Below are 12,984 nucleotides of genomic sequence, written 5' to 3'. Positions count from 1 at the left end.
TAATCCGTGAAAAAGCTCTCCGCACGACGGCGCCACCCGCTGGCCGCGCTCGTCGTCCTACTCTTCGCGCTCGCGGCCACCGGGGGGCTGTACGCCGCTTTCGCGCCGGCTGAGAAGGCGCAGGCCGACTCATCCCAGTCCCTCGCCATCGAGGAGGGCAAGAAGCTCTACTCCGTCGGCTGCGCTACCTGCCACGGCGCCTCCGGGCAGGGAACGAGCACCGGCCCGAGCCTGGTGGGCGTCGGCTCCGCGGCGGTCGACTTCCAGGTCGGCACCGGCCGCATGCCCGCCCAGCAGCCCGGCGCGCAGATCCCGCGTAAGAAGGCGATCTACAACCAGACGCAGATCGACCAGCTGGCTGCGTACATCGCCTCGCTCGGCCCCGGCCCGTCGATCCCGACGAAGCAGCAGTACAGCCCGGACGGCGCGGACATCGCCAACGGCGGCCAGCTGTTCCGCACCAACTGCGCGCAGTGCCACAACGCGTCCGGCAAGGGTGGTGCGCTGTCGAACGGCAAGTTCGCCCCCACCCTCAACGGCATCCCGCCGAAGTACATCTACGAGGCCATGCTCACCGGCCCGCAGAACATGCCGTCCTTCCCCGACAGCACCATGCCGGAGAAGGACAAGAAGGACATCGTCGCCTACCTCGGCAAGGTCGACTCGAGCAGCTCGCCCAGCGAGGGCGGCCTGGAGCTCGGTGGCCTCGGCCCGGTGAGTGAGGGCCTGTTCGGCTGGATCTTCGGTCTCGGCGCGATGATCGCCGTGGCGGTCTGGGTCGCCGCTCGGACCACGAAGGCCAGGAAGTCATGAGTAGCCAGCCTGGATCCCACGAGGACATGTCAGAAGAAAAGTTCCCTGAGCGGACAAGCGGGCACGAGGGGACGGTAGCGGTCACGGACGGCCCGTTCGCCGACCCTGGTCTGCCGCCCCACGAGCCGCGCCGCCAGGACATCGACGAGCAGGCCGCTAAGCGCTCAGAGCGCACCGTGGCGCTGCTGTTCACGATCTCGATGCTGGCCACCGTCGGCTTCATCGCGTCGTATGTGGCCCTGCCGATCGACAAGATCGTCTACATCTTCCCGTTCGGGCACGTCAGCGCGCTGAACTTCGCCCTCGGGCTCACGCTGGGCCTCGCCCTGTTCTGCATCGGCGCCGGCGCGGTCCACTGGGCCCGCACGCTGATGTCCGACGAGGAGATGCCCCAAGAGCGTCACCCGATCGAGGCCGAGCCCGAGGTCAAGGCCCAGGTACTGGCCGACTTCAGGCAGGGCGCCAAGGAGAGCCAGTTCGGCCGCCGCAAGCTGATCCGCAACACGATGTTCGGCGCGCTGGCCATGGTGCCGCTCTCCGGGCTCGTGCTCCTGCGCGACCTCGGCCCGCTGCCGGAGGACAAGCTCCGCCACACCGCGTGGCGCAAGGGCCTCGAGCTGATGAACATGAACACCAATCAGCCGCTACGCCCCGAGGACATCCAGGTCGGCTCACTGACCTTCGCGCAGCCGCAGGGCTTCAGCGAGGACGACCCCAACTACCAGACCGAGCTGGCCAAGGCCGCGCTCATGCTCGTCCGCCTGCACCCGCAGGACATCAAGGACAAGCGTGAGCTCGACTGGTCGCACGACGGCATCGTGGCGTTCTCCAAGATCTGCACGCACGTCGGCTGCCCGATCAGCCTCTACGAGCAGCAGACCCACCACGTGCTCTGCCCCTGCCACCAGTCGACGTTCGACCTCTCCGACGGCGGCCGCGTGATCTTCGGCCCGGCCGGACACGCCCTGCCGCAGCTGCAGATCGGCGTGAACGCGCAGGGCAACCTCGAGGCACTCGGCGACTTCACCGAACCCGTCGGCCCGAGCTTCTGGGAGCGCGGATGAGCACTGCAAGCCACGCGACGAACGACGCCACTGCGAGGCGGGGGAAGGCTCCTGCCGGTGAGCGGGTGGCGGACTGGGCCGACGGCCGGCTGGGGATCTACAGCCTGGCCAAGGCGAACATGCGCAAGATCTTTCCCGACCACTGGTCGTTCATGCTGGGTGAGGTCGCGCTCTACAGCTTCATCATCATCATCCTGACGGGTGTGTACCTGACGCTGTTCTTCCACCCGAGCATGAACGAGGTGGTCTACAGCGGGCCGTATGTGCCGTTGCAGGGCATCCGCATGTCCGAGGCGTTCGCCTCGACGATGAACATCAGCTTCGAGGTGCGCGGCGGTCTGCTGATCCGCCAGATCCACCACTGGGCGGCGATCGTCTTCATCGCCGCGATGCTGGTTCACATGATGCGGGTGTTCTTCACCGGCGCGTTCCGCAAGCCGCGTGAGATCAACTGGCTGTTCGGCTTCCTGCTGCTGGTGCTGGGCATGTTCACCGGCTTCACCGGCTACTCGCTCCCCGACGACCTGCTCTCCGGTACCGGTGTGCGGTTCATGGAGGGCGCGATCCTGTCGGTGCCGATCGTGGGCACCTACCTGTCGATGTTCCTGTTCGGCGGGGAGTTCCCGGGCCATGACTTCGTGGCGCGGTTCTACACGATCCACATCCTGCTGCTGCCGGGGATCATGGCGGGTCTGCTGGTGGCGCACCTGATCCTGGTCTTCTACCACAAGCACACGCAGTTCCCCGGTCCCGGCCGCACGGAGAAGAACGTGGTCGGCATGCCGCTGCTGCCGGTGTACATGGCCAAGGCGGGTGGTTTCTTCTTCCTGGTGTTCGGCGTGATCGCCGGGATGGCGGCGCTGGCGTCGATCAACCCGATCTGGGAGTACGGCCCGTACCGGCCGGACCAGGTCTCCACCGGCGCCCAGCCCGACTGGTACATGGGCTTTTCCGAGGGCCTGATCCGCGCCATGCCCGGCTGGGAGATCAACTTCCTCGGCCACACGCTCCAGTTGGGCGTGTTCGTGCCGCTGATGATCTTCCCGCTCGTACTGGCGGCGATCGCTGTCTACCCCTTCATCGAGTCGTGGGTGACCGGTGACAAGCGTGAGCACCACATCCTGGACCGTCCGCGGAACCACCCGGTACGTACGGGTGTGGGTGCGGCGTGGATCGCTTGGTATCTGGTGCTGCTGCTCGGTGGCGGCAACGACATCGTGGCCACGCACTTCCACCTGTCGATCAATGCGGTGACGTGGTTCGTGCGGATCGGGTTCTTCCTGCTGCCGTTGCTGACGTTCGTCGCCACCAAGCGGATCTGCCTGGGTCTGCAGCGGCGTGACAAGGACAAGGTGCTGCACGGCCGGGAGACCGGTGTGATCAAGCGGCTGCCCCATGGTGAGTTCATCGAGGTGCACGAGCCGCTGCCGCAGGACACGCTGTACACGCTGACCCAGCATGAGCAGCCGCAGCCGATCGAGGTCGGGCCTGAGGTCGACGAGAACGGTGTCCGGCGGAAGATCGGCACGATGACCAAGATGCGGGCGAAGCTGTCGCAGGGCTTCTACGGCGAGGGCAGCCAGATCCCGAAGCCGACCGTCGAGGAGCACGAGGAGATCACCAGCGGCCACGGCCACCACTGACCGACGGCCGCCCGGCTGACGCCACACACCAGGGCCCGTGACCTTCAAGGTCACGGGCCCTGGTGTGTGGCCGGGAACTCAGCCGTGCCACACGATGCGGATCTGCTCGGCGTGCGCGGCCGCCCTGCCGCAGCGAGGCCACCTGCTCGGCGGCGCTCGGGCTCGCGCCGGGTGCCTTGGGAATCGGGGCCAGCACGGCGACCCGCCGGCAGTCTCTCACCAGGTCGGCGTTGGCGCGATGCGCCCCGATGTCACCGTGGAGGACCTGTTGCTGCTCCGGGCCGCGCTCGGACGGACGGTCCCGCTCTCGACCTGCCCGACTACTCGGGCTACTCGGCCCGGGTCCGCAGTGCGGGCGTGGCGTCGCCGGGTGGGTGCGCGCCGCTAGGCTCGGGAGCACCCGGGGCCTGACCCCGGCAGGAGACCTCGACGACCAGGAGCGTGGACCATGAACGCCCAGACCCCAGCCGGAGGCGACACCATGGCGGCTCGCACCTGGCCGGACGTGCTGAGCGCGCTGCTCGCAGGGCAGGACCTGGGCGGCGAGGACACCGCCTGGGCGATGGATCGGATCATGAACGGCGAGGCGACCGACGCCCAGATCGCAGGCTTCGCGGTGGCCCTGCGAGCCAAGGGCGAGACGGTCGAGGAGGTCTCCGGGATCGTACGGACGATGTACGCACACGCGAACCTCATCGAGGTCCCCGGTCCCGCCGTCGACATCGTCGGCACGGGAGGTGACCGGGCCAAGACGGTGAACATCTCGACGATGTCGGCGATCGTCGTCGCCGGCACCGGCACGCAGGTCGTCAAGCACGGAAACCGGGCGGCCTCGTCGTCGAGCGGCGCCTCCGATGTGCTCGAACGACTCGGCGTCAACCTGGAGTTGAGCCCACAGCGGGTCGTCCAGGTCGCGCAGGAGGCCGGGATCACCTTCTGCTTCGCGGTGAAGCACCATCCCGCACTGCGGCACGTGATCAACGCTCGCCGCGAGCTGGGCATCGCGACCATCTTCAATTTCCTCGGCCCGCTTACCAACCCGGCTCGGGTCACCGCCCAGGCGACCGGCGTCGCCGATGCCCGGATGGCGCCGATCCTTGCCGGAGTGCTCGCCGAGCGCGGCTCCTCGGCGCTGGTCTTCCGCGGCGACGACGGCCTGGACGAGCTGACGACCACCGCCACCTCGCATGTGTGGCAGGTGCGGGACGGCAAGGTCGAGCCGACCACGTTCGACCCGAGGGACGTCGGCATCGACCTCGTCCCGGTGGAGGCGCTGCGCGGAGCCGATGCCGCGTACAACGCGGATGTCGCGCGGCGGCTGCTCGCCGGCGAGCGGGGCCCGGTACGGGACGCGGTGCTGCTCAACTCGGCTGCCGCGCTGGTGGCGTTGGAGGTGGGTGGGGGCGCGCTCGAAGAGCAGATCGCCGCGGGGATCGCCCGTGCCGCCGAGTCGATCGACTCGGGCGCGGCCCAGCGCGTGCTGGAGCGCTGGGTGGCGGCGAGCAACGCATAGGCGCGGCGGTGCGACGTACGCGTGGTGTCCGCACTGCGGACACCACGCTTGCGGGCGCGCAATCACATGGCATACTTCTGCGCAGGTCACGAGCGACAGCGAAAAGGCCCCGGCCCGCTGTCCGGCAACCCTCCGTCCGTGGCGGGGTGCCCCGGGTGATGACCAGGCCGTAAGCAGCAGGGCTTATGGCAAGCGCGGACCCCTCGCGCAGCTCCAGGGGTCCTGGTTGTCGCGGGAGTTTTTCTTGAGCAAGCGAATGCGATAGGGGCCTACGGCCCCCGTTTCCAGGACCTCGCCCAATCCTGAGTCCGGCGCTGCCGGGTGTTCGTGCGACATGGATTCGGGCGCGGCCTCAACACCTCCGATGCCGCCGCCGTGCGGCGCCTCTGTGAATTCGCCTGCTTTCTTCTGGAGTTCGCCATGTCCGTTTCCGACGTTTCCGCTGCCTCCGGCCGGACGGTTTGTGCCCCGCTGCCCGTTCTGGGGCGTGATGTTCTCGTGCCGCTGGTCACCGGCGGCGAAGTCACCTATGCCGCACTGGACTACGCGGCGAGCGCCCCCGCGCTGCAGCGGGTGTGGGACGATGTCGCCGCGTACGCCCCGTACTACGGCAGCGTGCACCGCGGCGCAGGCTATCTGTCGCAGCTGTCGACCGACCTGTTCGAGCAGAGCCGCGCCGTGGTCGCCGACTTCCTCGGCTGCCGGCCGGACGACCAGGTGATCTTCACCCGCTCCACGACGGACTCGCTCAACCTGCTGGCCTCGGTCATCCCGGACGCGACCCGCGTCTACGTCTTCGAGACCGAGCACCACGCGTCGCTTCTGCCGTGGCGTGACGGCGACGTCACCTGTCTGCCCGCGCCGCGCACGCCGCGGCAGGCCGTCGAGACGCTGGAGGCGGCGCTCGCCGACCGGGAGCCCCATGGCCCCGCGCTGGTGTGCGTGACGGGTGCGTCGAACGTGACCGGCGAGCTGTGGCCGGTACGGGAGCTGACGGCCGCGGCCCATGCGCACGGTGCCCGGATCGTGCTGGACGCGGCCCAGCTGGCGCCGCACCACCCCGTGGACATCGCCGCACTCGACGTGGACTACGTGGCGTTCTCCGGGCACAAGCTCTACGCCCCGTTCGGCTCCGGAGTGCTCGCGGGCCGCGCCGACTGGCTGCGCGTCGCGCAGCCGTACCTCGCCGGAGGCGGCGCCAGCAGGAAGGTCGCGCGGCGGGACGACGGCGGCGTGGACGTCGAGTGGCATTCCAGCGCCGCCCGCCACGAGGCCGGGTCGCCCAACGTCATCGGCGTCTACGCGATCGCCTCCGCCTGCCGGGCGCTCACCGAGGCCGGATTCGACGCGCTCGTCGCCCGCGAGCGGGAGCTGGTCGGCCGCGTCGTCGCCGGTCTCGCCCGCATCCGGCAGGTGAGGGTGCTCTCGCTCTTCGGCGACGACAGCCCGCGCGTCGGCGTGATCAGCTTCGTGGTGGACGGCTGGAACAGTTCGCACTTCGCGGCCGCGCTCTCCGCCGAGTACGGCATCGGGGTGCGCGACGGGCTGTTCTGCGCGCACCCGCTCGTCCGTACTCTGCTCGGCAGCGAGCCCGACGAGCCGGGCGAGTGCGGGGCGCCCGAGGCGGAGCCGGGAGAGCGCTCGCTCAACGCGATCCGGGTGAGCTTCGGCGCCGGCACGCCGGACGAGCACGTGGAGCGGTTCCTCGGCGCGGTGGCCGAGCTGGTGCGCGACGGCGCCAAGTGGAACTACCGCACCGAGGACGGCCGTTGCGTGCCGGTGTCCTGAACGGGAACGGGAACCGTCAGCTGTCGAGGCCGATGGAGAACGCCGCCTCCAGGTCGTGCTGGGAGTAGGTGCGGAAGGCGATGTGGGTCTCGCTCGACTGCACTCCGGGGATCTTGTTGATCCGGCCCGGGATGACGTCCGCGAGGTCGTCGTGGCGGCCCACCCGCACCATGGCGACCAGGTCGTAGGTTCCGGTGACCGAGTAGACCTCGCTGACGCCGTCGAGCGCGGCGATCGACTCCGCGATCTCGGGGATCTTGTCGACGCTGGTCTTGATGAGCACGATCGCGGTGATCACGGCTGGCTCTCTCCTCGGGTCGGGGCTCGCGCGCCGCCAAGCTTAGACCGCTGTCGGTAGCACGCCGCCGCGCACAGGAAACCGAAGGCGAAGCCGGTGATGTGCGCGACGTAGGCGACGCCGGGGCCGGTCTGGGTGGTGCGCGCCGCCAGCCACTGCAGGACGAACCAGAACCCCAGGACCAGCCAGGCCGGGAACCGCAGTGGCAGGAAGAACAGGAACGGGAAGACGCTCGTCACCTGGGCCCTGGGATGCAGATACAGATACGCGCCGAGCACGCCCGCGATCGCGCCGGACGCCCCCACCAGCGTCTGCGTCGATCCGGCGTTGGCGACGGCGTAGCCGTACGTCGCCAGATACCCGGCGAGCAGATAGAAGGCCGCGTAGCGCACCGGGCCGAGACGCTGCTCGACGCCGGCGCCGAAGACGTACAGGAACAGCATGTTCCCCATCAGGTGCAGCCAGCTGCCGTGGACGAAGAGCGCGGTGAGCACCGAGAGGAACGGCGATTTGGCGAGATGCGGTGGCGTGTCGCAGCCGCGCGGCAGCCCCAGCGCGGATCCGGTGAGCAGGCCGTGCCACAGCTCGGCGGGGATGACGCCCCAGCGGTCGAAGTAGATCGCCTGCGCACAGCTCTGCGCGAGGGGGGAGCCACGGGACGGTACGAGCCCCGAGACCGGGCTCAGCGCGAAGACCACCGTGCACACGCCGATCAGGCCGTAGGTCACCACGGGAGGGCGGCGGGGCGCGGACCGGCCTGCCGGCCGTCCCGCCGGAAAACGCGGCAGCATGCATCGATCATGACGGACCGGGCGTAACGGTCATAGGTAGCCTCGCCGACGTGCACCAGCGCGAGGGCGGCCGCAGGCCGTAGGGTTACCCGGAGCGCAACCGCATTTTTCTGGCCAGCTGAGGTTGCCGCCGCAAAGCCGGCCGGCAGGGGCGACAGCGGCGCCGAGCCACGTACACGGACGTAGACGTACGTGATGTAGACGTACGCACAGGGACGACGAAAGCGAGACGAAGCGATGCCGGTCCCCCTTCAGACGGCCACGACGCGGTGGCGTTGCACGCTCTGCGGCAACCTCACCCGATTCGACGTGACCCGCTCTACCCGGGTGGTCGAGTACGTCCACCTGGACCTGGCGGGCGAGCCGAGGGTCGAGGAGCGCGAGGTGCTCAGCGAGACCGTGGAGTCCGTGCGCTGCCGTTGGTGCAATGCCGCCGACCAGGTGGAGCTCGTGGACCGTCCCGGCACGGGGGCGGACAGCGGTGGGGCGGACGAGGGCGACGGGCCGGGGCGGGCCTGACGCACAACCGGCGGGACAATAGGGACGTACGGCGGGGGAGGACACGACGGGAGTGACTGGTGGAGCGTACGGGCGGCAATCCGCAGGCGGAGCCGGAAGGCGCCGGCGGCATTGACGAGGCGCTCGACCGGCCGCTGCCCGAAGGGGTCCGCCACCGGGTGGTGACGTTCGCGGCCGACGCCTTCGGCTCGCTCACCACGAACGAACTCCCCGCCCAGCTGCGGCAGTACGCACGGTTCACCCCCTCCCGGCGGGCGAAGTTCGCCGCCAACGCGCTCGCCTCCGCCCTCGAGACCGATCCCGCCTTCCGGCAGCGCATCGCGGACCGGCTGCGCGAGACTCAGCCCGAGCTGACCGGTGCCCTCGACGCCGGGACCCCGCCGCCCGCCGCCGATCCGCTGGACGTCGCCGCCGCCGCCTACCTGCTGCGTCCCGCGGGCTGGTCCAAGCTGGTCGCCGCCGCGGGCGAGGAGGCGCAGCGCGCCCATGCCGACCAGGTGAGCGAGGAGACCGCGAGGGAGCTGGAACAGGTCAAGGCGGAGCTGGCGCAGCTGCGCGCCACCACCCAGTCCGACGTGCAGCAGGTGCGCGCCGAGCTGGAGGAGGCGCGCCGGGAGGCCGACTCCCTGCAGCGCAAGCTGCGCAGCGCCACCAATGACGTCCGCCGGGGGCAGGCCGCGCTGCGCAAGGCCGAGGCGGAGCTGGCGCGGGCCCGTGCCACGGCGGCGAGCGAAATCGCCTCCGCCGAGGGCGAGGCGCGTAGGCTGCGGTCCAGGCTCGCGGAGGCCGAGTCGGCGCTCGAAGCCAGCCGCCGGGCGGTACGCGAGGGGCGCAGCCTGGAGGACATGCGGCTGCGGCTGTTGCTCGACACGGTGCTGGACGCGGCGCAGGGGCTGCGCAGGGAGCTTGCGCTGCCGCCTGTCGCAGGGCGCCCGGCCGACTCGGTGGAGGCGGTCGAGCCGGGCACGATAAGCCCGAAGGACATCGCGCAGCGGGCGCTGTCGGAGAACGATCCCGCCCTTCTCGACCAGCTGCTGGCACTGCCTCAGGCGCATTTGGTGGTGGACGGCTACAACGTGACGAAGACCGGCTATCCGGCGCTGCCGCTGGAGAAGCAGCGGCTGCGGCTGCTCGGCGGGCTCGCGGTGCTCGCCGCGCAGACCGGGGCCGAGGTGACGTGCGTCTTCGACGGTGCGGAGCTGTCGGCGCCGGTGCTGCTGGCGCCGCCGCGCGGGGTGCGGGTGCTGTTCAGCAAGCCGGGCGAGACAGCGGACGAGCTGATCCGCCGGCTGGTGCGGGCCGAGCCGCCGGGGCGGCCGGTCGTCGTCGTCTCGGCCGATCGCGAGGTGGCCGACGGTGTGGCGCGGGCCGGGGCGCGGCCGGTGGCCTCCACCCTGCTGCTGAGGCGTCTCGCCCGCGGGTGATCCGGGCCTGCAGCCATTCGCTTTCGGCCAATTTCGGTCATCTGCCGTCGGTTCTCCGCCCTTCGGCCCGCCCCGTGGCGCAGAAACGGTCATTCGCGTCAGGAAAAGCCAACTGCGACGCCAGTGTCCGAGTTCGGACGTTTAGCGCGTCCTGGCACTCAAAGCGGCTTTTTCGGCTGTGAGTTGCCGATGAAAGCGGCGCGGAATGCTGGTGTGACGTCCATCACACGAGATGGACCTGGTGGGGCCTGGTGGGCCCATTCGCCGAACTCACCGTTTAATTCCCGTCACTGGGCGTGCGAGCAGTGTAAAGAACTTGCCAGCGAGCGAAGTTTTTCCGCTGAGGGATTTGATCCGATCACAACTCGGTTACTAGGGTCAGGGCTCGAACCTCCTCGCCGTCGATCATCCAACCCGGATGACAGTGGGGGTTACCGCCGAGTTCGATGCGCCGGTACTGATGCTGGGGGACACCGACGCTCGGAGCCGGGGAACCAACGTTCCCGGGGTGAATCGGCGTCAGGCCGTGCCGGCCAGGGCACGGTGAGACGTCGTAGGGCTACTTCCGGCCCGAATCCGACAGCTCACCCGGTAGGCGGCCGCAGGAAGAAGGAGCTCGCCTCCCGTGGCGTCCCACCGTCGCCCCAAACCCGCAAGCCGCACGCGGGTCACCGTGCTCACCGCGACCGCAGCAGCAGCCGTCGCTCTTGCGTCCCAGGCCGCCAATGCCGACCCCAAGCCGACCGAGAGCCAGGTCAAGTCCCAGGTCGAGGACCTGTACAACCAGGCGGAAGCGGCCACCCAGAAGTACGACGCCGCCCAGGAGCAGCAGTCCACGCTGCAGAAGCAGGTCGACGACCTGCAGAACCAGGTGGCGCGCGAGCAGGCGCAGATGAACAAGCTCGCCGACCAGTTCGGATCGTTCGCCAGCGCCCAGTACCGCGCCGGCGGCATCGACCCGTCGATGCAGCTGTTCCTGTCGTCCAACCCCGACGACTACCTGGAGAAGGCCTCCGACCTCCAGCAGATGAGCAGCAGCCAGGCCGCCGCCCTCCAGCAGATGGAGCAGGAGAAGCGCGTCCTGGACCAGGAGCGCGCCGAGGCCGCCACCAAGCTGGCGCAGCTCGACACGACTCGCCAGGAGCTGCAGCAGCAGAAGCAGGACATTCAGGCCAAGTTGGCCAGGGCTCAGTCCCTGCTCAACAGTCTCACCGCGCAGGAGCGGCAGGCGATCGAGAACGCCGGTTCCGTCTCCAACCCCAACCTGGGCAGCTCCGTGGCCGCCTCGGGCCGCGCCGCCGCCGCCCTCGCGGCGGGCGAGACCCGAATAGGCGACCCGTACGTCTACGGGGCCACCGGCCCGTCCTCGTTCGACTGCTCCGGGTTCACCCAGTGGGCCTATGCGCAGGCCGGCATCTCCCTGCCGCGCACCTCGTACGACCAGGAGAACGTCGGTCCCCACCTGACGATGGACCAGCTCGAGCCGGGCGACCTGGTGATCATGAACGGTGGCGAGCATGTGGGCCTGTACGCGGGCAACGGGTACATCCTGCATGCCCCGCACACCGGCGCCGCCGTCCGCTACGAGTCGCTCAGCGACGGCTACGTGACGTTCGACTTCGGGGTGCGCGTCGCCTGAGGCGCACCCCCGCCCCCGGCACGCTACGCCGCCAGGGTGACGCAGCGTGTCGGCCGCTGACGGTCGCCCGCCCGTGACCTGCACATCCGACGCGGCGTCATCGTACCTGTGGGTGAAGGGATTTGTACGGTCGGTAATGGCGCGGCTACCCTCGGCCCGCGCGGCCCCGGCACCCCTTCTGCACTCGACCGCCCTTCCGGGCGGCAGGGGCCGCACGGAAGGGAGTGCGGCCGCACATGGCGTCACACCGACGTCCCGCGCAGTTCCGTGAGCGACGCACGCGAGCAGGCGAAGGGGGTCCCCCCGCGGCGCAGGGGGAGGCCGGCCGAGGCTCCGATGGAGGGGAGCGCCTCCGGCACGACAGCCCGTCCGCGGAGCCTGAGAGGGGGTCCCCCCGCGGGGCAGGGGGAGGGTCCCCCCGTGCAGCAGGGGAAGGGCGGAGGAGCGAACGGAGCCACCCCTTCGCGACCGCCACCCCAGTAGCCGCCCTCTCCGCCGCCGTTGCCACGGCGGCCGCGCTCACCTCCGCCGTACCGGCGGGCGCGGCCGCGGAGTCCGGCCCCGACGCCATCAAGTCCCGGCTGGACACGCTGTACGAGCAGGCCGAGCAGGCCACGGAGAAGTTCGACGCCGCCCAGGAGCAGGAGGCGCAGCTGCGCGGCGAGATCGACGCGCTCCAGGGCCAGGTGGCCCGCAGCCGTCAGGCGGTCAACCGGCTCCTCGACGGACTCGCCGCCGTCGCCACCGCCCAGTACCAGCAAGGCGGCATCGACCCGATGCTCGTTCTGCTGCTCTCCTCCAACCCCAGCGACTACCTCGAGCGGGCCGCCGACCTGGACCGCATCGACAGCGAACAGGCGGCTGAGCTGCACCAACTCCGCGCAGCCGAGCGGGCCCTGGCGCAGGAGCGAGCCGAGGCCGCGGCCAAACTCGCCGATCTGGAGCGGGTCCGGGCCGCGCTCGCCGCACACAAACGGATCGTGGAGCAGCGACTGAAGGAGGCGGAGCGGCTGCTCGGCGCGCTCACCGACAAGGAGCAGGCGGCGCTCGGCTTCGGGCCCGACGGGCGGATGACGGGGATCGGCAGGCTGCCGGATCTGCCCGACCTGGGGCCGTCGTCGAGCCGCGCGGCCGCCGCCGTCGCCGCGGCCGAGTCCGCGGTCGGCCTGCCGTACGCGTGGGGCGCCGCCGGCCCTGATGCCTTCGACTGCTCGGGGCTGATGTACTGGGCCTACGAGCACGCCGGCGTCATGCTCCCGCGCACCTCGCAGGGGCAGCTGGGCGCCGGGCAGCGGGTGCCGCTCAGCCAGATCCGCCCCGGCGATCTGGTGATCTACCGGGACAACGCCAGCCACGTCGGGATGTACGTGGGCGGCGGCAGGGTCGTTCATGCCCCGTACCCGGGGGCGAGGGTGCGCTACGACCCGGTGGACATGATGCCGATCGCCGGAGTCACCCGGATCTGACACTGCCGACACTCCTGCGGTTCCAG

11 protein-coding genes and 2 riboswitches are annotated in these 12,984 nt (G+C 70.2%); of the genes, 9 read left to right on the top strand and 2 right to left on the bottom strand.

The annotated features are described in order from the left end of the window. Positions 1 to 6 precede the first annotated feature (6 nt). From qcrC to NGB36_RS13550, 5 genes are all read left to right on the top strand, one after another. Complete coding sequence (gene qcrC, locus NGB36_RS13570; protein WP_255920487.1) at positions 7 to 813, top strand: cytochrome bc1 complex diheme cytochrome c subunit; 807 nt, start codon at positions 7 to 9, stop codon at positions 811 to 813. Then, positions 810 to 1,877: a cytochrome bc1 complex Rieske iron-sulfur subunit gene (qcrA, locus tag NGB36_RS13565; RefSeq protein WP_255920486.1), complete on the top strand. Its 1,068-nt coding sequence runs from the start codon at positions 810 to 812 to the stop codon at positions 1,875 to 1,877. Before qcrC ends, qcrA begins: the two co-directional genes overlap by 4 nt. Next, a complete protein-coding gene (gene qcrB / locus NGB36_RS13560) occupies positions 1,874 to 3,520 on the top strand; it encodes a cytochrome bc1 complex cytochrome b subunit (RefSeq protein WP_255920485.1) in 1,647 nt (548 codons plus the stop codon). Before qcrA ends, qcrB begins: the two co-directional genes overlap by 4 nt. Before the next feature lie 448 nt (positions 3,521 to 3,968). Further along, on the top strand, positions 3,969 to 5,033 hold the full coding sequence (gene trpD, locus NGB36_RS13555; protein WP_255920484.1) for an anthranilate phosphoribosyltransferase: 1,065 nt from the start codon (positions 3,969 to 3,971) through the stop codon (positions 5,031 to 5,033). Positions 5,034 to 5,117: 84 nt separating this feature from the next. Beyond that, a riboswitch (SAM riboswitch) is annotated at positions 5,118 to 5,234 on the top strand. Positions 5,235 to 5,453: 219 nt separating this feature from the next. Beyond that, positions 5,454 to 6,821 (top strand): aminotransferase class V-fold PLP-dependent enzyme, encoded by a 1,368-nt coding sequence (locus tag NGB36_RS13550; protein ID WP_255920483.1) that lies wholly within the window; start codon positions 5,454 to 5,456, stop codon positions 6,819 to 6,821. A 16-nt stretch (positions 6,822 to 6,837) separates the two neighbouring features. Here the strand turns inward: NGB36_RS13550 and NGB36_RS13545 are convergent, their stop codons facing one another. Continuing rightward, on the bottom strand, positions 6,838 to 7,119 hold the full coding sequence (locus NGB36_RS13545) for an Lrp/AsnC family transcriptional regulator (protein WP_255920482.1): 282 nt from the start codon (positions 7,117 to 7,119) through the stop codon (positions 6,838 to 6,840). Then, on the bottom strand, positions 7,116 to 7,910 hold the full coding sequence (locus NGB36_RS13540; RefSeq protein ID WP_255920481.1) for a rhomboid family intramembrane serine protease: 795 nt from the start codon (positions 7,908 to 7,910) through the stop codon (positions 7,116 to 7,118). The genes NGB36_RS13545 and NGB36_RS13540 overlap by 4 nt, the downstream gene beginning before the upstream one ends. Positions 7,911 to 8,147: 237 nt before the next feature. On the opposite strand from NGB36_RS13540, the gene NGB36_RS13535 reads away from it, so the two are divergent. The 4 genes from NGB36_RS13535 to NGB36_RS13520 all read left to right on the top strand — a co-directional run bounded on the left by NGB36_RS13535 (position 8,148) and on the right by NGB36_RS13520 (position 12,958). Then, a complete protein-coding gene (locus tag NGB36_RS13535) occupies positions 8,148 to 8,429 on the top strand; it encodes a hypothetical protein (protein ID WP_255920480.1) in 282 nt (93 codons plus the stop codon). A 59-nt stretch (positions 8,430 to 8,488) separates the two neighbouring features. Then, entirely contained in the window at positions 8,489 to 9,853 is a 1,365-nt protein-coding gene (locus tag NGB36_RS13530) for an NYN domain-containing protein (RefSeq protein ID WP_255920479.1), read from the top strand. Between the two features lie 439 nt (positions 9,854 to 10,292). Further along, a riboswitch (cyclic di-AMP (ydaO/yuaA leader) is annotated at positions 10,293 to 10,467 on the top strand. 11 nt (positions 10,468 to 10,478) lie between these two features. After that, the gene (locus NGB36_RS13525; RefSeq protein WP_255920478.1) at positions 10,479 to 11,492 is read left to right on the top strand and encodes a C40 family peptidase; all 1,014 of its coding nucleotides are present in this window, start codon (positions 10,479 to 10,481) and stop codon (positions 11,490 to 11,492) included. Positions 11,493 to 11,728: 236 nt separating this feature from the next. After that, the gene (locus tag NGB36_RS13520; protein WP_255920477.1) at positions 11,729 to 12,958 is read left to right on the top strand and encodes a C40 family peptidase; all 1,230 of its coding nucleotides are present in this window, start codon (positions 11,729 to 11,731) and stop codon (positions 12,956 to 12,958) included. Positions 12,959 to 12,984 lie beyond the last annotated feature (26 nt).

Source organism: Streptomyces humicola, assembly GCF_024436035.1.
Lineage (GTDB): Bacteria > Actinomycetota > Actinomycetes > Streptomycetales > Streptomycetaceae > Streptantibioticus_B > Streptantibioticus_B humicola.
The sequence above is the reverse complement of the archived record's forward strand: the minus strand, read 5'-3'. Positions and strand labels throughout refer to the sequence as shown.

Bases quoted from the DNA above. Each gene is read 5' to 3' on its own strand.
- NGB36_RS13540 (WP_255920481.1), bottom strand. From the start codon at position 7,910: ATGCTGCCGCGTTTTCCGGCGGGACGGCCGGCAGGCCGGTCCGCGCCC.
- NGB36_RS13520 (WP_255920477.1), top strand. From the start codon at position 11,729: ATGGCGTCACACCGACGTCCCGCGCAGTTCCGTGAGCGACGCACGCGA.
- qcrB (WP_255920485.1), top strand. From the start codon at position 1,874: ATGAGCACTGCAAGCCACGCGACGAACGACGCCACTGCGAGGCGGGGG.
- qcrA (WP_255920486.1), top strand. From the start codon at position 810: ATGAGTAGCCAGCCTGGATCCCACGAGGACATGTCAGAAGAAAAGTTC.
- NGB36_RS13550 (WP_255920483.1), top strand. From the start codon at position 5,454: ATGTCCGTTTCCGACGTTTCCGCTGCCTCCGGCCGGACGGTTTGTGCC.
- trpD (WP_255920484.1), top strand. From the start codon at position 3,969: ATGAACGCCCAGACCCCAGCCGGAGGCGACACCATGGCGGCTCGCACC.
- NGB36_RS13535 (WP_255920480.1), top strand. From the start codon at position 8,148: ATGCCGGTCCCCCTTCAGACGGCCACGACGCGGTGGCGTTGCACGCTC.